This window comes from Kitasatospora sp. NPDC058243, assembly GCF_042882025.1.
GTDB lineage: Bacteria > Actinomycetota > Actinomycetes > Streptomycetales > Streptomycetaceae > Kitasatospora.
Map to the genome: position 1 here is coordinate 158,919 of NZ_JBHVWW010000005.1, position 19,200 is coordinate 178,118.

A 19,200-nucleotide genomic window follows, 5' to 3' on the forward strand; every position below is an offset into this window, starting at 1 on the left:
GGGTGCTCCTCGGGGTCCGGCGAACGAAACGCCTAGTTAGGTTAGCCTAATCTAACTTCATATGATCTGGTCAACGGCCTCCCAGTACGGGGGCCCTGACATCCCGGAGGCGCCGCCCATGCCCCTGACCGCGACCAAACAGGCCGTCCGCGAACGCGTCCACGCGCACCGCGCGGAACTGCTCGCGCTCAGCCACCGCATCCACGCCCACCCCGAGACCGCGTTCGAGGAGCACCGCGCGGCCGCCTGGTGCGCCGAACTCCTGCGCGCCCACGGCTACGCCGTCACCGCGCCCGCGCACGGACTGGACACCGCGTTCACCGCGAGCCTCGGCAGCGGGCCGATCACCGTCGCACTCGTCTGCGAGTACGACGCGCTGCCCGGCCTCGGGCACGCCTGCGGGCACAACCTGATCGCCGCCGCCGGCCTCGGCGCGGCGCTCGGCCTCGCCCCGTACGCCGACCAACTCGGGCTCACCGTACGGGTGATCGGCGCGCCCGCCGAAGAGCGCGGAGCCGGAAAGGCGCTGCTGCTGGAGGCGGGCGCCTTCGACGGCGTGGACGCGGCGATGATGGTGCACCCCTGCCCGGTCGAGGTCGCCGACTTCCGCTCCTTCGCGCTCGGCACCCTCTCCGTCCGCTACACCGGCCGCGCCGCCCACCCGAGCCTCAACCCGCACCAGGGGCGCAACGCCGCCGACGCGCTCACCGTCGCCCAGGTCGCCCTCGGGCTGCTGCGCCAGCACCTGCCGCCGCAGTGGCGGGTGCACGGCATCACCACGGCCGCCGGCACCGCGCCCAACCTGATCCCCGACAGCGCGAGCGCGGAGTACGAGATCCGTGCCTCGGCGGCCGAGGACCTCGCGCAGCTGCGCGCCCGGGTCGAGGACTGCTTCCGGGCCGGGGCGCTCGCCACCGGCTGCGAGGTGACGCTCGACCGGCCCGAACCGGACTACCTGGACATGCGCTCCGACCCCGCCCTGCTCGCCCTCTGGCGGGCCAACGCGGCGGCGCTCGGCCGGCCGGAGCCGGTCGAGAGCGGGCCGTTCGCGTGCACCGACATGGGGAACGTCTCCCACGCCGTGCCCGCCATCCACCCGGTGCTGGACATCACCGGCGGCGCCTGCGCCCCGCACGAGGCCGCGTTCGCCGAGGCCGCGGTGGGGGCGGAGGCCGACCGGGCGGTGCTGGACGGCGCGGTCGCCATGGCCTGGACGGCGGCGGACCTGGCGGCGAACGCCTGACAGCCGGCGGCTGACGACCGATGGTTGCCGACCGACGGCCGACAGATAACAGGTGACAACTTTCAGATAACAGATTTCATCATCTGTTATCTGAAAGTTGTTCGCTGAATGTTGTCATCTGCTCGCCGCGCTCGCCCTCGCCCCGACGGCGCCCCCGCCCCGCCCCCGTCAGCTGCCCAGCAGCGCCGCCGGCGTCGCCCGCACCGCCGTGACACCCAGCTCCCTCACCAGCTCCCCGACCTCGCCCGGCCGCTGCGGGTCGGCCAGCACCACGGCGGCGCCGGTCCGCAGCGGCCAGAGGAACTCCCAGAGCGGCAGGCCCAGTTGCAGCACCCGGTCGCCAGGGCCGAGCGGGTGGGCCGCCTGGAGCTCGCGCACCCGGCGGTCGGCCTCGGCGTGGGTGAGCCGGACGGCGTCCGGGCGCCCGCCGGGGCCGTACCCGACACACAGCAGGTGCTGCGGCGTGAGCGCCCGGGGCGGGTCGGTGGCCAGCTCGCCGTCCACGTCCAGCCCGGCCAGCGCCTCCGGCACCCCCTCCCCCAGCACGCAGACCGGCGCGGTCTCTGCGAGCAGCCGCTCCCGGCGTCCGGGCGCGTCCGCCGGGTCCAGCGGCAGGTACGCCGCGCCGGACTTGGCCACCGCGAGCAGCGCGGTCAGCAGCTGCGCCGGGTGGCGGGCCGGCGCCAGGCCGACCACCGCCCCCGGCCGGGCGCCGCGCGCGGCCAGGGCGCGCGCCAGCCGGTTGGCCGCGGCGTTCAGGTCCCGGTACGTGACGACCGCGCCGCCCGCGAGCAGCACGGCGGGGGCGTCCGGGGTCCGGGCCGCCTGCGCCTCGACCGGCCCCACGACGGTGGTCGGCGGGTACTTCGCCGCCCGGTCCGTGCGTGGGGGCGCCTGCGGCCCGGCGGCCTCCAGCAGCACGGTCTCCATCAGGCCGCGCCGAGCAGTGCGGCCCAGGCCTCGACGGCCGGGCGCTCGGCCAGTTGCACGAACGCCACCTCGGCGCCCTCGGCCCGCCAGCGCTCGGCGAGCGCCATCAGCCGGACCGAGTCCAGGCCCCAGTCGGCCAGGTTCTCGTCCAGCGGGACGTCCGCCGGGTCCTCTCCGAGCAGGTCGGCGACCTCGGCCCGGATCCGCTCCACGGTGAAGGCCATGCCCGTCACTTCCCTTCCAGCATCGCGAGGACGGCGTCGGTGGTGGTGACCTGCCCGCAGCGGCCGGCCACCCAGGACAGCGCCGCGCGGTGCTCGTCCGGGCCGAAGTCGGCGACCGCGTCGGCCACCACGAAGGCCGGCAGGTCGCGCATCCAGGCGTCGCAGGCGGTGGCCTGCACCCCGATGTGCGCGTACACGCCGGTGATCACCAGCTGGTCCCGGCCCTGCTCGCGCAGCAGCCGGTCCAGGTCGGTGCGCACGAAGGCGCTGTACTTCCACTTGGTGAGCAGCGTGTCGCCCGGTGCGGGGGCGACGGCGTCGGCGATCGCCGTCGCGCGCGGGTCGTCCGGGATGCCCGGGCCCCAGAAGTCCTGCTGGAGGCCGCGTTCGGCCGGGCTCTGCCCGCCGGGCTGGGCCGAGTAGAGCACCGGCATGCCGTGGGCGCGCGCCGCCTCGGCCAACCGGCCGACGTTCCCGAGGAGTTCGGGCACCGGCGCGGCGGCGGCGTCGAAGGCGTCCAGGAAGTGGTTCTGCAGGTCGTGCACCAGCAGCACGGCGCGGTCCGGATCGACCGTCCACTCGACCCGGTTGGCGGGCAGTTCGGTGGCGGCGGGCAGGGGATAGGAGGGAATGCGGGGCAGGCCCACGGTGGTCTTTCCTTCAGTGAGTAGGGAGTGCGGCCGCGATGGCGGCGCGCAGGTCCTTCTTGCTGACCTTGCCGATCCCGGTGGCGGGGAAGGCGTCGACGAACTCGACCCGGTCCGGCACCTTGTACTCGGCCAGTCCGCGCTGGCGTACGAAGCGCTTCAACTCGATGCTCTTCGGCGGCTGTTCGCGGTTCTCGGCGCGCAGGACGACGTAGGCGCAGGTGCGTTCGCCGAGGTAGGGGTCGGGCATCGACACCACCGCCGCGTCGTGCACGGCGGGGTGGGCGAGCAGGTGGTTCTCGATCTCCTCGGCGGCGACCTTCTCGCCGCCCCGGTTGATCTGGTCCTTGGCCCGGCCCTCGACCACCAGGTGGCCGGTGGGGGTGCGGCGGACGAGATCGCCGGTGCGGTAGAAGCCGTCGGCCGTGAAGGAGTTGGCGTTGTGCTCGGGCGCGTTCCAGTAGCCGCGGATGGTGTACGGGCCGCGGGTGAGCAGGTGGCCGGTGACGCCGTCGGGCAGGTCCTGGTCCTGGTCGTCGACCACCCGGACCTCGTCGTCCGGGGAGATCGGCCGGCCCTGGGTGGTGGTGATCAGCTCCTCCGGGTCGTCCAGGCGGGTGTAGTTGACCAGCCCCTCGGCCATCCCGAACACCTGCTGGAGCGTGCAGCCGAGCACCGGGCCCACCCTCCGGGCGGCCTCGGCGCTGAACTTGGCGCCGCCGACCAGCAGCACCTCCAGGCTGTCCAGGCCCCCCGCACCGGGGCCGCCCGCGTCGCGCTCGGCGGCGTCCAGCCAGAGCAGGGCCAGCGGCGGCACCAGTCCGGTGATGGTCACGCCCTCGCGCTCGATCAGCGGGAAGGCCGTCTCCGGGTTGGGCCGCGGGCACAGCACCACCCGGCCGCCCGCGTACAGCGTGCCGAGCGAACCGGGCGAGCTGAGCGGGAAGTTGTGGGCGGCGGGCAGCGCGCACAGGTAGACGCTGTCCTCGTCGAGCGCGCACAGCTCGACCGAGCCGCGCAGCGAGTAGATGTAGTCGTCGTGGGTGCGCGGGATCAGCTTGGGCACACCGGTGCTGCCGCCGGAGAGCTGGAGGAAGGCGACGCTCCCGGGCTCCGGCTCCTCGGCCGGACCGGGCCCGTCGCAGGGCACGTCCGCCAGCCGGAGGTGCTCGCCCGGGTCGTCCCCGGCCACCAGGACCAGCCGCAGCGCCGGGCTCTCCGCCTTGACCCGGGAGGCCAGTTCGCGGTAGTCGAAGCCGTTGTCGACGGCCGCGACGACGTAGCCGGCCGCCCCGGTGAAGGAGCAGAAGTAGCCGATCTCGGTGGCGCGGTGGGCCGGAAGCGCGAAGACCGGCAGCGCGCCGATCCGGAACAGCGCGAAGACCACCTCGAAGAACTCGGCCACGTTGGGCAGTTGGACCACCACGCGGTCGCCGCGCCCGATCCCCCGGGCGAGCAGCCCGGCGGCCATCCGGTCGGCGCGGCGGTCGAGTTCGGCGTACGTCCAGCGCCGCCCCTCCCCCGCCGGGTCGACGATCGCGATCCGCTCGCCGTGCGCGGCGGCGCGCTCGCGCAGCATCCGCCCGAAGGTCTCGCCGCGCCAGTACCCGGCGGCCCGGTAGCGCTCGGCGAACTCGGCGGGGTACGGGGTGAAGGCGGACTCCTGAAGGGAGACCTGGTCCACACCGGCGAACTGATCCTGCATCAGAAAACTCTCCGGCGCCGTCACTGCGACACCCCCGCGGCGTCCAGGAAGGTACGGAACTTGGCACTGGTCTCGGCGAGTTCGTCCTCGGGCCGGGACCGGTCGACGACGCCCGCGCCCGCGTACACCCGCAGGGTCCGCTCGTCCGCCTCCGCGCAGCGGATGGTGACCACCCACTCGCCGTCGCCGTCCGCGTCACCCCAGCCGACCATGCCGGTGTACAGGCCTCGGTCGAAGGGCTCGACCTCGCCGATCACCCGCCGGGCGACGGCCGTCGGCGTGCCGCAGACCGCCGGGGTCGGGTGCATGGCGGTGGCCAACTCCAGGGCGGAGACCGCCGGATCGGCCAGTTCGCCGGTGATGGTGGTGGCCAGGTGCCACATCGCGGCGGTGCGCACCAGGGTCGGCCGCGCCGGCACGTCCAGGGTGCGGCAGTACGGCGCCAGCGCGGCGCGGATCGCGTCCACCACGACGGCGTGCTCGTGCAGGTCCTTGGGCGATTCCAGCAGCGCGGCGGCGCGCCGGACGTCCTCGCCGAGGTCGGCGCTGCGCGGCACCGAGCCGGCCAGCGGGTTGGCCAGGACGGCCGTTCCGCGCCGGGAGACCAGGAGTTCGGGGCTGGCGCCGATCAGCGTCCGCCCGCCGCCGGCGGGGACGGCGAAGGTGTAGCCGCCCGGGTCGCGGCGGCCCAGCCGCTGGAGGATCGCGGGCAGGTCCAGCGGGCGGTCGGCGCTCAGCTCCAGCGTGCGGGCCAGCACGACCTTGCTCAACTCGCCGCCGCGCAGCCGCTCGACGGCCGCCGCGACGCCCGCGCCGTACGCGGCCGGCTCGGGGATCGGGCGCACCTGCCAGTCGACCGGCTCGGCCGGCGGCGCGGGCAGCGCGATCAGCGGGTCGTCGCGCAGCGCCCCGGCTCTGCGGACTCTCTCGGGGACGGCGAGTTCGACCCGGCTGTCGTGGTCGAACGCCACCGCGCCGACCACCAGCGGCCGTTCGACCCCGGCGCGACGGGCCTCGGCCAGCGTCGCGGCGACCCGGACGGGCAGCGGGCGCTCGTCCTGCGGGACGCGGGCGTGCACCCCGGCGGTGAGCAGGGTGCGGGTCGGCGAGGCGAAGAACGCCTCGTCGGCCGCGGCCCGGTACTGGCCGAGCAGGCCGCTGGCCGCGCCGATGACGGCGTGGTCGGGGCCCGGGGCGGAAGCGTCGGCGGGCCCGGCGGGGGCCGGGGCGGCGGCGGGGGCGGGAGCGGCGTGCTCGGCGACACCCCCGGCGGGGGCGTGGTGCACCGTGGTCACCGTGAAGTCTCCAGTCTGGGACGGTCTGGACGGTCTGCGCGTCAGGGAAGAGGGTCGGGGAGGGAGGTCAGGGAGGGAGGTCAGGGCATGGCCGGCGCCCGGGGGTTGCCCGGGGCGCGGAGGGGAGCGGAGGGGAAGGCGGGGGGACGGCGAGGGCGGTCAGGGCGGTCAGGGCGGTCAGGCGCGCAGGGTCGCGCCGCCGTCGACGTAGAGGTCGTGCATGGTGATGTGCCGGGCCCGGTCGGAGGCCAGGAAGACCACCGCCTCGGCGATGTCGGCGGGTGCGGCGATCCGCCCGAGCGGGATGCCGACCCGCCAGGCGCCCAAGTCGCCGTCGATGACCCGCTGTTCGGCGGCCTCGGCGTCCTCGCCCCAGAGCGCGCGCTGCATCCCGGTGTCGGTCGAGCCGGGCGAGACGATGTTGCACCGCACGCCGGAGCGGGCGAGTTCCAGCCCGAGGCAGCGGGTGAACATGGTGGCCGCCGCCTTGGACGCCGCGTACGCGGCCATGCCGGCGCGCGGCACCCCGGCGGCGTTGGAGCCGACGGTGACCACGGCGCCGCGGCCGCGGTCGGCCATCCGGCGGCCGACCGCGCGGCCGGTGTGGAAGACGCCGGTGGTGTTGACCGCGAAGGTCTCCGCCCAGTCCTGGTCGGTGAGTTCGACGACGGGTGCGGTGCGCAGGATCCCGGCGACGTTCACCAGTGCGGCGATCGGCCCGAGTTGGCGCTCGATCAGGTCGACCGTGTCGTCCACCGCCCGGCCGTCGGCGACGTCCAGGACGTACGGGTGCACGGCGGGCGACTCCGCCGCGAGGGCGGCGAGCGGGCCGGGGTTGCGGTCCACCGCGGCGACGACGGCCCCCTCGGCGACGAGCGCCCGGGCCACGGCCGCACCGATGCCCTGCCCGGCCCCGGTGACCATCGCGACGGCACCGGCGAATTCGGACTTTTGCACGGACATCCCCTCCGACCAGCAATATTAGGTAAGCCTAACCTAACACATATGTTCGGCTGCGCCGATGCCCTGTGCAGTCGTCAACTCACCGCCGCTCCCTCGACTCCGGCCCGATCGCCGCCGCTTCCGGGCGCGCCGGTACGAGACGTTTCGTCTCGCCGAGATGGTGGACCGAACCTCCCACGGCCACGGTGCCGCAGCGGCTGGAGGGCGGCGAACTGCCGGACGGCGACCGGGAGCTGAGGGCGGCTCCCGGTCGCTCACGAGAGGGCCACGGGCCCCCGGAAACGACTCAGCCCGTCGCGCCGGTCGCCGGAGCCGACGGAGCCGCCGGGGCCGGGGCGAGGCCGGTGCAGCCCCGGAGGGCGTCGCGGCGCTTGCGGGCCGCCTCGGCGGTGGCGCCGGCGACCGGGACGGGGACGCCCTTGTCGTCGATGGTCGCCGGGGCGAAGGCCTCGCCGGTGACCTTGCCGTCGCGGGTGAGGGTGAGGGTGGTGACGCCGGTCTCGTTGGAGAAGGCGTAGTTGGAGGTGCCGTACCAGAGGAAGTTGCCGAAGCCGTAGCCGATGTACGTGTTGCCGAGCATGCCCGAGCCGACCATGGTGTGGGCGTGGGTGCCGACCACGGCGGTGGCGCCGGCGGTGGCGAGCTTCTTGGCGATGGCGGTCTGCGGGCCGGTGGGGCAGGCCTTGCCCTCGTCTCCCCAGTGCAGGTAGACGAGGACGACGGGTGCCTGCTGCTTGGCCGCCTCGACCGCCTTGACCAGCGCGGGGACGTCCAGCGCGGAGGCGATGCCCGGCTTGTTGGCGCCGGCCCGCCACTTCTGGTTGGTGAGGTCCTCGACCTGGCTGGCGGCGACGACGGCGACCTTCACACCGCGCACGGTGGTGACGTACGGGGCGTACGCCTCCTTGGCGTTGCGGCCGACGCCGACGACCGGGATCGGCGAGGAGTCCTTGGCGGCGAGGGTGTCGGTGAGGCCGTCGGCGCCGAAGTCGACGGCGTGGTTGTTGGCCATGGAGACGACGTCGACGCCGGAGTCCTTGAGCGCCGAGAGCGCCTTGGGCGAGGTGCGGAAGGTGTAGGTCTTCGGCTCGGGGGCGCCGCGCCCGGTGATCGCCGTCTCCAGGTTGAGGACGGACAGGTCGGCGTCGGCGAGCGTCCGGGAGAGCGGGCCGAGGGCCTGCTCGGGCGGCTGGACGGCGAGCCGGGCCTCGGTGCGGCCCTCGAAGTGGACGTCTCCGGCGAACGCGACGGTGATGCTGCCGTCGGGCCGGGGCGCGGCGTTCTTCCCGGCGGCGGTTCCGGAGGGCGTCGCGCCCGGGCTGGTGGGCGTGCCCGCCGCCCCGCCCGAGGCGGCCGCGGTCGAGCCGGGCGCGGCGGCCGGCGCCGGGGCGGGGTCGTCGGGCCCGCAGGCGGCTATGGCGGTCAGGCCGACGAACAGCGCGACGGCGGCCGCGGCACGGCGCATGAGTGGTTCCCCCCGGGTCGATCCAGAAGCGGTCAGCCTACGGCACGGCTTCCGCACCCATCCGCCTCGGTTCCGCAACATTCCGAGCACAACACCGGCTCCATTCCGAGCACGACACCGGATTCCGAGCACAGCACCGGCGGGCCGAACAGCACCGGCGGGCCGAACACCAACGGCGGGCCGAACACCAACGGCTGGAGCACCGGACGCCGAGGACTGAGCGCCGCCCCGGCGCGGTAGGAGATGCTGAACCGCCCCACCCGCCCCCGTCCGCCAGAGCCCGGAGCCGCACCCACCCCATGGACGACACCGAGACCACCGCCTCCGCCGGCCCCGCCCCCGCCGGCCGCCCACCAGTCGACTTCACCCCCGCCGAGCGCGCCCGTGGCCGCGCGCTGCGCCGCGCCCAGCTGCCCTGGGCGCTGGGCGGGCGGCTGGCGGGCCTGGCGCTCACCCTGTTGCTCGGCCTGACCCCGGCCGGCGCCGGCCTGGTCTCGGCCGTCGGCGGCTGGTTCGGCGGCTCCCGGACGGCCGGGGTGCTGGCGGGCGCGGCGGCCCTGGTGGTGCTCGGCCAGGCGTTGCAGCTGCCGTTCGGCGCCCGGCTGCGGGCGGTCCGGGCCCGGTACGGGCTGGTGACGCAGGGCTGGGCCGGCTGGGCGGTGGACGCGCTGCGCGGCCTGGGGCTGGCCCTCGTGCTGGTCCTTCCGCTCGCGCTCGGGCTGTTCGCGCTGACCGCCTGGTCGCCGCGGCACTGGTGGCTGCCGGCGGCGGGCGCGGCGGCGGTACTGACGGCAGCGCTGTCCTTCCTGCACCCGCTGCTGATCGAGCCGGTGTTCAACCGCTTCACTCCGATGCCGCCGGGCCCGCTGCGCAGCGCCCTGCTGGCGCTGGCCGAGCGGGACGGCGTACGGGTGCGGGACGTCCTGGTGGCGGACGCCTCGCGGCGGACCACCGCGCTCAACGCGTACGTGTCGGGGCTGGGCGCGACCCGCCGGATCGTCGCGTACGACACGCTGCTGTCGACGGCCACGCCGCGCGAGGTGGAACTGGTGGTGGCGCACGAGCTGGGCCACGTGAAGCACCGGGACGTGCCGTTCGGCACCTTGCTGGGCGCGGTGGGCGCGGCCGTGGCGGTGGCCGTGCTGGGGGTGCTGGGCGCCTGGCAGCCGCTGCTGTCGGCGGCGGGGGCAACAGATGCGGCCGATCCGCGGGCGCTGCCGCTGCTGGCGGCGTGCGCGGCGCTGCTGGGGGCGCTGTCGGGGCCGGCCCAGTGCGCGGTGAGCCGCCGGATCGAGGCCAGGGCGGACCGGCACGCACTCGAACTGACGTCGGACGCCGAGCAGTTCGTCGCGATGCAACGCAGACTGGCGTTGGCGAACGTCTCCGATGTCGACCCGCCGAGGGCGCTTGAGCTACTGTTCGCCACTCACCCGAGTGCGACCCGCCGGATTGCCGCCGCCCGCGCCTGGCAGGCCACTCAGGGGCAGGGAGGCCCGGAGCGGCGCGCGGACCCGGGGGATTCCGTTGTATAGTGCAACAAATATCGAGGAGGTAGGAACGCCCGTGCCCGGCCGCCAGTCGTCCATCGACGCCATCCAGCGCGAGCTGACCGCCTTCGCCCGGCGCGCCCGGCACAAGGCCTCCCAGCTGCACCCCGACCTCTCCCTGGTCACCTACAGCATCCTCGACCTGATCACCGAGCGCGGCGGCTGCCGGGCCGCCGACGTGGCCGCCCACTTCATGCTCGACAAGTCCACCGTCAGCCGCCAGGTCACCGCCCTGGAGAAGCTCGGCCTGCTGCGGCGCGAGGCCGACCCGGACGACCAGCGCGGCCAGATCCTGCGCGCCACCGAGGCCGGGCTCGCCCTGCTGCAGGACGCCAACGAGCAGCGCCGGCTGGCCTTCACCGCCCGCTTCACCGACTGGTCCGACGAGGACGTCGCCCGCTTCGCCGCCTACCTGGCCCGCTACGGCGAAGAGGGCTGAGACCCCCTGCACTGAGCCCCCCTGCACCTAGACCCCCTGCACTGAGACCCCCTGTACGGAGTGCGCCCGAGGGCCTCCGGGGTGCACCCGAGGAGCGCCCGGGGTGCGCCGCACCGCCCCGACGGTGTACAGAGGAAAGGTGCCACTCCGGCAGCGTCCCCGTGACCCGCAGCCCCGCGACCGCCGCCGCCCCCGGCGGCCCGACCGTCGCGCGCTGACGGCGCTGTCGCTCGCGCTGATCGTCGTGATCACCGTCGTCGACATCCTCTCCCCCGCACAGATCCACCTCGGCCCGCTGCTGATCGTCGCCCCCGCGCTCACCGCCTCCTACGCCGGCGCCCGGGCCACCGCCGGGGTCGCCCTGCTGGCCCTCGCCGCGCTCACCGTCATCGGCATCCTCCGGGACGGCCTCACCAGCGCCAACATCGAGACCCAGTTGGGCGCGCAGCTCGTCGTCTCCGCCCTGATCATCGGACTGCGGGCGCTGCGCGAACGGTACGAGCGCGAGCTGGCCCAGGTCCGCTCGGTGTCCGAGGCCGCCCAGCGGGTCCTGCTGCGCCCGCTGCCGGACCGGATCGGGCCGCTGCACCTGGCCTCCGTCTACCTGGCCGCCGAGGCCGAGGCGCAGGTCGGCGGCGACCTGTACGCGGCCGCCCGCACCGCCACCGGCACCCGGCTGCTGGTCGGCGACGTCCGCGGCAAGGGCCTGTCCTCGCTCGGCGACGCGGCCCTGCTGCTCGGCGCCTTCCGCGCCGCCGCCCACCTGCACGCCGACCTGCCCGGGCTCGCCGCCTACCTCGACGGCAGCGTCTGCTGGGACCTCGCCCAGCTCGGCGAACAGGCCCGCCGGCGCCGCCTGAGCGGCGAGGACCCGGACGAGGCGGCCCCGCCGGAGGACAGCGGCGAGTCCTTCATCACCGCCGTCCTGCTCGACATCCCCGACGACGGCACGGCGGTCCGGCTGATCGACTGCGGCCACCCGCCCCCGCTGCTGCTGCGCCCCGACGGCATCACCACGCTGGCCGCCCGCCGCCCGGCGCCGCCGCTGGGCCTGGGCGAGCTCGCCCCGGTCCGCTACGAGGTGGAGACCTTCCCGTTCCACCCCGGCGACCGGCTGCTGATCTACACCGACGGCGTGATCGAGGCCCGCGACGCCGAGCGCCGCTTCTACCCGCTCACCGACCGCGTCACCGCCTGGCAGGACGAACGCCCGACCGCCCTGCTCCATCACCTGCGCCGCGACCTGCTCGCCCACGTCGGCGGCCGGCTGGACGACGACGCGGCGATGGTCATCGTCGAGCGGCTCCCCCAGCTCCCCCAGCTTCCCTAGCTCCCCCAGCTTCCCTAGCTCCCCCGGCTCCCCCGGCTCCCCCGGCTCCCCTGGCTCCCCTGGCTCCCCTGGCTCCCCTGGCCGGCGTCCGAGGAGGCGGGCGGCTGGTGGACGTACGGGGTCGACGTGGTCAGGATCGCGAATCCGAGCCGTTGCAGGATGGGGCGGCTCTGGTCGCTCGCGTCGACCTGGAGGTAGCGGTACCCGAGGTCGGCGGCGATGCGGGCCCGGTGGGCGACCATGGCCCGGTAGATGCCCCGCCCCCGCCAGTCGGCGACGGTGCCGCCGCCCCACAGGCCCGCGAACTCGGTGCCCGGGTTCAGTTCCATCCGCGCCGCGCACACCGGGCGCTCGCCGGCCATCGCCACGACCAGGCTGACGGTCTCCGGGCTCCGGGCCAGCTGGTCGAGCATCCGCTGCCGCAGGCGGGCGCTGCTGGTGCCGAAGGCCTGCTCGTGGACGTCCGCCACGAGGTCCACCCCGGCCCGGTCGGTCACCGAACGCAGGTGGACGCCCTCGGGCAGGGCGGTGTCGGTGGCGAGGTCCTCGATCCGGGCCACCATCACCGCCTCCTGCGGCTCGGCCGTGAAACCGGCCGCCCGCAGCCGTTCCCCGAGGTCGCCGGGCCGGTCGTGGGCGTAGGTCTTCCATTCGAACTCGCGGCCCAGTGCGGTGAAGTACCGCACCTGCGCGGCGATCGCCCGATCCGCCGTGGCCTCGTCGAGGTCCGACCACAGGACGCCGTTCCAGTCGTGGGCGGCGCCGACCTGCCGGATGACGTCGCCGTCCCGCTCGATCCGGGTGCCGGGGCCGTCGGGCTTCGCTTCGCGCCTCAGTCGGCGGTCGAACAGGGCGAGTGTGTCCTCATGATCCATCCGCCCACTCCAGCACAGGGCGGCGTGCCGCGCGATCGGGTTTCTCCCGGCGGCACGGCCCGGGCCCGGCGGGCGCACGCCACGGGACGACAGGGCTCAGGCCCGGCGGGGAGGGCGGCGGGCGGAATCCTGGTCCGGGCGGGGTGCGCGGATGAGGTCGCTCGGCGCGTCGGCCCCCATGATCGCGTCCAACAGCCCTCGCGCGGCGGTGAGTTCGTCGATCTGGCGGGTGATGCGGGCGCGCTCGCGGGCGAGGCCGGTGAGGAGCTCGGGGCAGGTGGGGCCGGGGCGGCGCGCGCCGGGGCGGGGGAGGCCGGGGAGGATCCGGGCGATGGCGGCGCTGCCGAGACCGGCGGCGAGCAGGGCGCGGATGCCGTGGACGGTGTCGATGTCGGGTTCGCCGTACTCGCGGTAGCCGCTGGGGCGGCGGGCGGGGGCGAGCAGGCCCTGTTCCTCGTAGTAGCGCAGGGCGCGGGGGCTGACGCCGGTGCGCCGGGCGAGTTCTCCGATCCGCATGCCGTGCCGTCCTTCGTTCGTCCGACTCCGCCGTTGACTCCGCCATTGACGCCGACGTCGGCTCCGACGCCGGCTCTGACATCGACTCCGCCGTTGACTCTGACGTCGACGTGAAGGTCTAGCGTAGCCGCCATGCCGACCGAACGATCTTCCGCAACCCCTCTCTCCCCCACCGCAGTTGCCGTCCTTGGCCTGGGCCCGATGGGCCGGGCGCTGGCCCGGGCCCTGCTGGCCGCCGGGCATCCGGTGACGGTGTGGAACCGCACGCCCGGGCGGGACGCCGAACTCCGGGCGCTCGGGGCGCGGTCCGCCGCGACGGCGGCGGAGGCCGTCGCCGCCGGACCGCTCGCCCTGCTCTGCGTCCGGGACCAGGCCGCCGCCCGGGCCGTCCTGGAGTCCGCCGGGGCCGCGCTGCGCGGCCGCACGCTGGTGAACGCCACCTCCGTCACGCCGGACGACGCCCGCGCGAACGCCGCCCGGGCCGGGGCCGGCGGCTTCCGGCTGCTCAACGCCGCGATCCTCACCCCCACCCCGACCATCGGGCGGCCCGAGGGCGCCGTGCTGCTGAGCGGCGACGCCGGGGCCTTCGCCGCGCACGAGGCGGCCCTGCGCACCCTCGGCGGGGGCGTCCGGCTGCTCGACAGCGGGGATCCGGGCCGGGCGGCGGCGTTCGACGCGGCGCTGCTGGACCTGTTCTGGACCACCGTGCACGGCTACCTGCACGCGCTGGCGCTGGCCCGCGCCGAGGGCATCGGCGGCGCCGAACTCGCCCCGTACGCGCAGGGCCTGCCCCGCCTGCTGCCGACGCTGATCGACGAGTTCGCGCAACGGGCGGACCAGGGCAGCCACCCGGGTGACCGCAGCAGCGTGGCCTCGGCGGAGGCCGGTCTGGCGCACGTCGCCCACACCGCCCGGGCGCGCGGCCTGGACACCGCCGTGCTGGACGCGGCACTGGCCGTCACCCGGCGGGCGGTCGCGGCCGGTCACGGCCCGGACGGGGTGTCCGCCCTGGTCGAGACCGTCGGGACCATCGAGACCGCCGGGGCCGCCGCGACCGCCGGTGGCGTCGAGCACACCGAGGGCTGACGGCTACTGCGCGAGGTAGCCGCCGTCGACGGGCAGCACCGCGCCGGTGATGAAGGAGGCGTCGTCGGAGGCGAGGAACAGGACGGCCGCCGCGACCTCCGCCGGGGCCCCGAGGCGGCCCATGGGGTGGCGCTTCTCGATCGCGGCGAGGTACTCCGTCCCGCCGGGCTCGTCGTACAGGCGGGCGACGCGGTCGGTGGCGATGGTGCCGGGGGCGACGGCGTTGATCCGGATGCCGCGGTCGGCCCATTCGACGGCGAGGTGCCGGGTGAGGCCGGAGGCGACGAACTTGGCGGGCCCGTAGACCGCCTGGCCGCGCTGGCCGGCCTCGCCGGAGATGGAGGAGACGCAGACGATCGCCCCACCGGGCCGTTCCTGGGCGGCCATCGCCTGGATGCCGTACTTGCAGGTGAGGAACATGCCGCGGCCGTCGACGGCCATGACCTGGTCCCACTCCTCGGCGGTGGCCTCGGTGACCTCCATGAGCGGGATCACCCCGGCGTTGGCCACCAGGACGTCGAGGCGTCCGTACCGTTCGACGGCGGCGTCGACCATCCGGCGGGCGTCCTCGTCGCTGGCCACGTCGCCGACCACCGTGCTGACGGCGTGCGGGAACCGGTCGGCCAGCCGGCGCAGGCCCTCGGCGTCGATGTCGGTGCCGACCACCGACGCGCCCTCGCGCACGAAGCGTTCGGCGACGGCCCGGCCGATGCCGTTGGCCGCGCCCGTCACCACGCAGGACCGCCCGGCCAGGCGGCCCGCCGACACCCTTGATGTGTTCTCAGTCACCATGCCACCGGACTCTACCGATTCCACGTCAGGAAGCCCGGTGCATCGACCAGTTGATCAATGCACCGGGCCGGCCGCCGAACATCGACGACCTCCGGCGCCCCCGGCGCCCATGGCCTCAGACCGTGAGCACGATCTTGCCGCGCAGGTGCCCGTGCTCGCTGAGCCGGTGCGCCTCGGCCGCCTCCGCCAGCGGCAGCACCTGGTGCAGCGGCAGCCGCAGGGTGCCCGCCTCGTGCAGCGCCAGCACGGCGGCATAGGCGCGCTGGTGGTAGGACTCGACGCCCTCCGCCCCACCGCTGAAGCGGACGCCGTACTCGGCGGAGCCCGCGAAGTCGACGATCGTCACGACCCGGTCCGCGGAGCCGGTCAGCTCGATGGAGAGCGGCAGTACCCCGCCCTTGCCCGCCGCGTCCAGCGCCCGGTCCACCCCGCCCGGGGCGGCGGCCCGCACCCGCTCCGCCAGGCCGTCGCCGTAGGCCACCGGGATCGCGCCCAGCTCGCGCAGGTAGGCGTGGTTGGCCTCGCCGGCGGTGCCGACCACGGTGATCCCGCGCGCCCGGGCCAGTTGCAGCAGCAGGGTGCCGACCCCGCCGGCCGCGCCGTGCACCAGCAACGTCTCGCCGGCCCGCACGCCCAGGACGCCGAGCACCCGCTCGGCGGTCTCGGCCGCCACCGGGATCGCCGCGGCCTCCTCCCAGCTCAGCGAGGCGGGCTTGCGGGCCAGCAGGTCGGCGTCGACGAGCGCCTGCTCGGCGTACGCGCCGCCCATGACGGCGCCGAACACCTCGTCGCCGGGCGCCCACGCGGTCACGTCCGGGCCGACGGCCTCCACCGCACCGGCCAGCTCGTAGCCGCCGACGTGCGGGAAGGAGACCGGGAAGGCCGCCACCATCGAGCCGCTGCGCACCTTGTGGTCCAGCGGGTTGACGCCCACCGTGCGGACCGCGACCCGCACCTGGCCGGGGCCCGGGGCGGGCAGCTCGACGTCGGTCGGGCGCAGCACGTCCACGCCGCCGTACTCGGAGAAGGCGATCGCCTTGGTCATGGAATGTCCTTGCGGGTTCGGTGAGTTGTTTCTTCCGTCAGCTCCATCCTGGATCGTCCGGGGCGGTCGCCAGGCCCGCCTTTCGGATGGTTCCACCTGTCCGAACGGCCAGGCCGCCACCCCGGCCCCCGGGCTAGGCTGGCCGGCACGGGCGACGGCATCGGCGTTGACAGGCGTTGACAAGGGCGTGCGCAACGAGACGGGCGAGGACGTGGACGGCGGGGACGTGGACAGCAGGGACGGGAACGGCAGGGACGGGAACAGCGTGGACGAGAGGTGGCGGCAGCACTGGGGCCGCCCCGAGGAGGCGCTGGCGCACGCCGTCGAGGTGCTGCGCACGCCCCGGCCGCACCTCATGGACCGGCTCTCCGAGGTGGTCGCCACCCTCGTCCCGCACGTCGCGATCGCCCAGCTCAGCGGCATCTGCACCTACTCCCCCACGCTCGCCTTCGGCCCGCCCGAGCTGACCGCCGCCGTCAGCGGCCTGGAGCTCGCCAAGCTGGCCGAGACGACCACCTCGGCGACGGCCGACGGCCGGGCCTGGCAGGGCGAGGCGCAGCTGGCCGGGCGGGCGAGGTCCGTCGTGGTGGTCACGGCGTCGGCGTCGGACGCCACCACCGCGGTGCTGGTGCTGGTCCGGGACGGCGGCGCCGACCCGGTGGCGGCCGGGGCGCTCGCCGTCCTCCAGCAGCTGTGGGACTTGGTCACCACCCACTCGCACCACCGCGCCACCGACGCCGGCCCCACCCACGCGGCGGCCTCCCGGGCCTCTGCCAACGCCCGGGCCCGGGCGATCGCCGAGTTCACCGGCTCCCACGGCGCCGCGCTCACCGCGATCCTCGCGCCGCTGCGCTCCGCCGCACTGGACGACGCCACCGCGCGCCGCGCCGCCACCGAACTGGCCGTGACGGCGCTGCTCGACCTGCGCCGGGGCGCCGACCTGGACCGGGCGCTCAGCGAGGAGCCCGCCGACGCCGCGTTCGCCCGGCTCGACCAGCAGTTGCGCCCGCTGCTGCGGCACACCCGGGTGCGGCTGGACGTGGCACCGCCGGCGGAGGCCGGCCGGTCCGTGCCGGCGGACACCGCGCACGCCGCCCGGGACGCCGTCCGGGCGGCCGTCCTCGTGATGCTGGAGCAGGACGCCGTGACCAGGCTGCACGTGAGCTGGCGGTTCGCCGGTGACACGCTGCGGGCGGTGGTGCGGGACGACGGCCCCGGCCTGCTGGCCGCCGACGCGCTGGCCGTCCACCGCACCGCCGACCGGATCGCCGCCCTCGGCGGGCGCTGCGCCATCGAGGCCGTCCCCGGCTGGGGCACCACGGTGAGCGTCGACCTGCCGCTCGGCCTGCCCGAACGGCCGCACGCCACCGACCCGGTGGACGGCCTCCAGCCGCGCGAGTTGGAGGTGCTCGACCAGCTGGCCCAGGGCCGGCGCAACCGGGACATCGCCGTGGCGCTGCACATCAGCGAGTCGACGGTGAAGTTCCACGTCGCCAACATCCTGGCCAAGCTCGGCGTCTCCTCGCGCGGCGAGGCGGCGGCCCTGGCCCACCGGGCCGGGATGCCGGGCACCCCGGCCCTGCACGTCGCGTCCTGAGGAGAACCACGAGATGACCGAGACCCCCGAGACCCCCGAAACCCCCGCGCCGACCGGGCCGACCACGCCCTGGGACCCGGCCGCCCCCGGCGTGCTGCGCCTGCCCTCCGGCCGGCTGCTGCGCGGGCGCGGCCTCAGCCGCCCGCTGCCGCCCGGCCCGCACCCCTCCTTCGGGCTCTACCTGCTGGGCCGCTCGCCCAAGCCGCTCCCGTGGCAGGGCCGTTGGGTGCGCTGGCCCGACTTCCGGCTCCCCGCCGACCGGGCGGACGCGGCCGACGCCTTCCGCGAGGTCTGGCGGCGGTCGGCGACCGAACGCGTCGAACTCGCCTGCGTCGGCGGCCACGGCCGCACCGGCACCGCCCTCGCCTGCGTCGCGATCCTGGACGGCGTCCCGGCCGCCGAGGCCGTCGCGTACGTCCGGGAGCACTACGACCCGCACGCGGTGGAGACGCCCTGGCAGCGCCGCTTCGTGGAGCGGTGGGCCTGAGACCTGAACGGCCGTCCCGGCGGCCGGGAGCGGGAATCCCGACCCGGCGACCCGGCCGCACTCGCGTGCGACGGGTTCGAACTGGAGTGTCCGGCGCACCGATGGGTGGCCGCGCCACGGGAGTGACCCGTTCGGGCTCCGCGCGCCCTACCGGGGGTCGCGGGCCGAAGGAATGATGAGCGGATCGCACGTGATCCAGACGACCCCGCACACCGGCCCCGGCCGGTGGACCTGCGGTGGAAGGAGCCCACGTTGTTGCTGCTCATCTCCCCGGACAGTGTCGAGGAGGCCCTCGACTGTGCGAAGGCGGCGGAGCACCTCGACATCGTCGACGTCAAGAAGCCGGACGAGGGCTCGCTCGGCGCGAACTTCCCGTGGGTCATCCGGGAGATCCGCGACGCCGTCCCGGCGGACAAGCCGTTGTCCGCCACCGTGGGGGACGTCCCGTACAAGCCCGGCACGGTGGCCCAGGCCGCGCTCGGTGCGGCCGTCTCCGGCGCCACGTACATCAAGGTCGGCCTCTACGGGTGCACGACGCCCGAACAGGCCGTCGACGTCATGCGAGGAGTCGTCCGGGCCGTGAAGGACTACCGGCCGGACGCGTTCGTCGTCGCCTCGGGCTACGCCGACGCCCACCGGATCGGCTGCGTCAACCCGCTCGCGCTGCCCGACATCGCCCGCCGCTCCGGCTCCGACGCGGCCATGCTCGACACCGCGATCAAGGACGGGACCAGGCTGTTCGACCACGTTCCGCCCGAGGTCTGCGCGGAGTTCGTCCGGCTGGCCCACGAAGCCGACCTGCTCGCCGCGCTCGCGGGCAGCGTCAAGGCGGCGGACCTCGGCACGCTGACCCGCATCGGCACCGACATCGTGGGGGTGCGCGGGGCCGTCTGCGAGGGCGGCGACCGCACCGCCGGAAGGATCCGGCCGCAGCTGGTGGCCGACTTCCGGGCGGAGATGGACCGGCACGCCCGGGAGCACGCGGCCGTCGTCGCCGCCGCGAGTTGACCGCCG

At 75.5% G+C, this 19,200-nt stretch carries 19 protein-coding genes; 8 read left to right on the top strand and 11 right to left on the bottom strand.

Features of this window, described 5'->3' with window-relative positions:
• Positions 1-118 precede the first annotated feature (118 nt).
• Positions 119-1,243, top strand: coding sequence for an amidohydrolase (locus ACFVX9_RS05985; RefSeq protein WP_387980613.1), 1,125 nt, complete (start codon positions 119-121; stop codon positions 1,241-1,243).
• A gap of 168 nt (positions 1,244-1,411) precedes the next feature.
• Here ACFVX9_RS05985 and ACFVX9_RS05990 read toward each other — a convergent pair whose 3' ends face one another.
• The 7 genes from ACFVX9_RS05990 to ACFVX9_RS06020 all read right to left on the bottom strand — a co-directional run bounded on the left by ACFVX9_RS05990 (position 1,412) and on the right by ACFVX9_RS06020 (position 8,472).
• Positions 1,412-2,173 (bottom strand): AMP-binding protein, encoded by a 762-nt coding sequence (locus tag ACFVX9_RS05990; RefSeq protein ID WP_387980615.1) that lies wholly within the window; start codon positions 2,171-2,173, stop codon positions 1,412-1,414.
• Positions 2,173-2,397 (bottom strand): phosphopantetheine-binding protein, encoded by a 225-nt coding sequence (locus ACFVX9_RS05995; RefSeq protein ID WP_063349844.1) that lies wholly within the window; start codon positions 2,395-2,397, stop codon positions 2,173-2,175. The genes ACFVX9_RS05990 and ACFVX9_RS05995 overlap by 1 nt, the downstream gene beginning before the upstream one ends.
• Before the next feature lie 5 nt (positions 2,398-2,402).
• Complete coding sequence (locus ACFVX9_RS06000) at positions 2,403-3,044, bottom strand: isochorismatase family protein (RefSeq protein WP_363366835.1); 642 nt, start codon at positions 3,042-3,044, stop codon at positions 2,403-2,405.
• A gap of 13 nt (positions 3,045-3,057) precedes the next feature.
• Positions 3,058-4,749: a (2,3-dihydroxybenzoyl)adenylate synthase gene (locus ACFVX9_RS06005; RefSeq protein WP_387980617.1), complete on the bottom strand. Its 1,692-nt coding sequence runs from the start codon at positions 4,747-4,749 to the stop codon at positions 3,058-3,060.
• Between the two features lie 20 nt (positions 4,750-4,769).
• A complete protein-coding gene (gene dhbC, locus ACFVX9_RS06010; RefSeq protein WP_380369120.1) occupies positions 4,770-5,921 on the bottom strand; it encodes an isochorismate synthase DhbC in 1,152 nt (383 codons plus the stop codon).
• 300 nt (positions 5,922-6,221) lie between these two features.
• The gene (locus tag ACFVX9_RS06015; RefSeq protein WP_063349841.1) at positions 6,222-7,007 is read right to left on the bottom strand and encodes a 2,3-dihydro-2,3-dihydroxybenzoate dehydrogenase; all 786 of its coding nucleotides are present in this window, start codon (positions 7,005-7,007) and stop codon (positions 6,222-6,224) included.
• 286 nt (positions 7,008-7,293) lie between these two features.
• Positions 7,294-8,472, bottom strand: a complete 1,179-nt coding sequence (locus ACFVX9_RS06020; RefSeq protein WP_380335966.1) for a CapA family protein — start codon at positions 8,470-8,472, stop codon at positions 7,294-7,296.
• A 299-nt stretch (positions 8,473-8,771) separates the two neighbouring features.
• On the opposite strand from ACFVX9_RS06020, the gene ACFVX9_RS06025 reads away from it, so the two are divergent.
• From ACFVX9_RS06025 to ACFVX9_RS06035, 3 genes are all read left to right on the top strand, one after another.
• The gene (locus tag ACFVX9_RS06025) at positions 8,772-10,004 is read left to right on the top strand and encodes a M48 family metalloprotease (protein WP_387980620.1); all 1,233 of its coding nucleotides are present in this window, start codon (positions 8,772-8,774) and stop codon (positions 10,002-10,004) included.
• Between the two features lie 31 nt (positions 10,005-10,035).
• On the top strand, positions 10,036-10,458 hold the full coding sequence (locus tag ACFVX9_RS06030) for a MarR family winged helix-turn-helix transcriptional regulator (protein ID WP_063349838.1): 423 nt from the start codon (positions 10,036-10,038) through the stop codon (positions 10,456-10,458).
• Positions 10,459-10,597: 139 nt separating this feature from the next.
• Entirely contained in the window at positions 10,598-11,788 is a 1,191-nt protein-coding gene (locus tag ACFVX9_RS06035) for a PP2C family protein-serine/threonine phosphatase (RefSeq protein WP_387980623.1), read from the top strand.
• A 14-nt stretch (positions 11,789-11,802) separates the two neighbouring features.
• Here ACFVX9_RS06035 and ACFVX9_RS06040 read toward each other — a convergent pair whose 3' ends face one another.
• Both ACFVX9_RS06040 and ACFVX9_RS06045 read right to left on the bottom strand, forming a co-directional pair.
• Positions 11,803-12,663: a GNAT family N-acetyltransferase gene (locus ACFVX9_RS06040; protein ID WP_387980625.1), complete on the bottom strand. Its 861-nt coding sequence runs from the start codon at positions 12,661-12,663 to the stop codon at positions 11,803-11,805.
• Between the two features lie 96 nt (positions 12,664-12,759).
• A complete protein-coding gene (locus ACFVX9_RS06045) occupies positions 12,760-13,179 on the bottom strand; it encodes a MerR family transcriptional regulator (RefSeq protein ID WP_387980627.1) in 420 nt (139 codons plus the stop codon).
• Between the two features lie 132 nt (positions 13,180-13,311).
• Between ACFVX9_RS06045 and ACFVX9_RS06050 the strand changes: the two genes are divergently transcribed.
• Entirely contained in the window at positions 13,312-14,265 is a 954-nt protein-coding gene (locus tag ACFVX9_RS06050; RefSeq protein ID WP_387980629.1) for an NAD(P)-binding domain-containing protein, read from the top strand.
• A gap of 3 nt (positions 14,266-14,268) precedes the next feature.
• Here ACFVX9_RS06050 and ACFVX9_RS06055 read toward each other — a convergent pair whose 3' ends face one another.
• Together ACFVX9_RS06055 and ACFVX9_RS06060 are read right to left on the bottom strand one after the other, a co-directional pair.
• Positions 14,269-15,057 (bottom strand): SDR family NAD(P)-dependent oxidoreductase, encoded by a 789-nt coding sequence (locus tag ACFVX9_RS06055; protein WP_387980631.1) that lies wholly within the window; start codon positions 15,055-15,057, stop codon positions 14,269-14,271.
• 115 nt (positions 15,058-15,172) lie between these two features.
• Positions 15,173-16,102, bottom strand: a complete 930-nt coding sequence (locus ACFVX9_RS06060) for an NADP-dependent oxidoreductase (RefSeq protein WP_380478358.1) — start codon at positions 16,100-16,102, stop codon at positions 15,173-15,175.
• A gap of 166 nt (positions 16,103-16,268) precedes the next feature.
• Between ACFVX9_RS06060 and ACFVX9_RS06065 the strand changes: the two genes are divergently transcribed.
• The 3 genes from ACFVX9_RS06065 to ACFVX9_RS06075 all read left to right on the top strand — a co-directional run bounded on the left by ACFVX9_RS06065 (position 16,269) and on the right by ACFVX9_RS06075 (position 19,194).
• Positions 16,269-17,699, top strand: a complete 1,431-nt coding sequence (locus tag ACFVX9_RS06065; protein ID WP_387980634.1) for a LuxR C-terminal-related transcriptional regulator — start codon at positions 16,269-16,271, stop codon at positions 17,697-17,699.
• A gap of 13 nt (positions 17,700-17,712) precedes the next feature.
• Positions 17,713-18,186, top strand: a complete 474-nt coding sequence (locus ACFVX9_RS06070) for a protein-tyrosine phosphatase family protein (protein WP_387980636.1) — start codon at positions 17,713-17,715, stop codon at positions 18,184-18,186.
• A gap of 252 nt (positions 18,187-18,438) precedes the next feature.
• The gene (locus tag ACFVX9_RS06075) at positions 18,439-19,194 is read left to right on the top strand and encodes a (5-formylfuran-3-yl)methyl phosphate synthase (protein ID WP_063349831.1); all 756 of its coding nucleotides are present in this window, start codon (positions 18,439-18,441) and stop codon (positions 19,192-19,194) included.
• Positions 19,195-19,200 lie beyond the last annotated feature (6 nt).

Bases quoted from the DNA above. Each gene is read 5' to 3' on its own strand.
- ACFVX9_RS06005 (WP_387980617.1), bottom strand. From the start codon at position 4,749: ATGCAGGATCAGTTCGCCGGTGTGGACCAGGTCTCCCTTCAGGAGTCC.
- ACFVX9_RS06070 (WP_387980636.1), top strand. From the start codon at position 17,713: ATGACCGAGACCCCCGAGACCCCCGAAACCCCCGCGCCGACCGGGCCG.
- ACFVX9_RS06020 (WP_380335966.1), bottom strand. From the start codon at position 8,472: ATGCGCCGTGCCGCGGCCGCCGTCGCGCTGTTCGTCGGCCTGACCGCC.
- ACFVX9_RS06060 (WP_380478358.1), bottom strand. From the start codon at position 16,102: ATGACCAAGGCGATCGCCTTCTCCGAGTACGGCGGCGTGGACGTGCTG.
- ACFVX9_RS06045 (WP_387980627.1), bottom strand. From the start codon at position 13,179: ATGCGGATCGGAGAACTCGCCCGGCGCACCGGCGTCAGCCCCCGCGCC.
- ACFVX9_RS06015 (WP_063349841.1), bottom strand. From the start codon at position 7,007: ATGTCCGTGCAAAAGTCCGAATTCGCCGGTGCCGTCGCGATGGTCACC.
- ACFVX9_RS05985 (WP_387980613.1), top strand. From the start codon at position 119: ATGCCCCTGACCGCGACCAAACAGGCCGTCCGCGAACGCGTCCACGCG.
- ACFVX9_RS05990 (WP_387980615.1), bottom strand. From the start codon at position 2,173: ATGGAGACCGTGCTGCTGGAGGCCGCCGGGCCGCAGGCGCCCCCACGC.
- ACFVX9_RS06025 (WP_387980620.1), top strand. From the start codon at position 8,772: ATGGACGACACCGAGACCACCGCCTCCGCCGGCCCCGCCCCCGCCGGC.
- ACFVX9_RS06050 (WP_387980629.1), top strand. From the start codon at position 13,312: ATGCCGACCGAACGATCTTCCGCAACCCCTCTCTCCCCCACCGCAGTT.
- ACFVX9_RS05995 (WP_063349844.1), bottom strand. From the start codon at position 2,397: ATGGCCTTCACCGTGGAGCGGATCCGGGCCGAGGTCGCCGACCTGCTC.
- ACFVX9_RS06040 (WP_387980625.1), bottom strand. From the start codon at position 12,663: ATGGATCATGAGGACACACTCGCCCTGTTCGACCGCCGACTGAGGCGC.
- ACFVX9_RS06055 (WP_387980631.1), bottom strand. From the start codon at position 15,057: ATGGTGACTGAGAACACATCAAGGGTGTCGGCGGGCCGCCTGGCCGGG.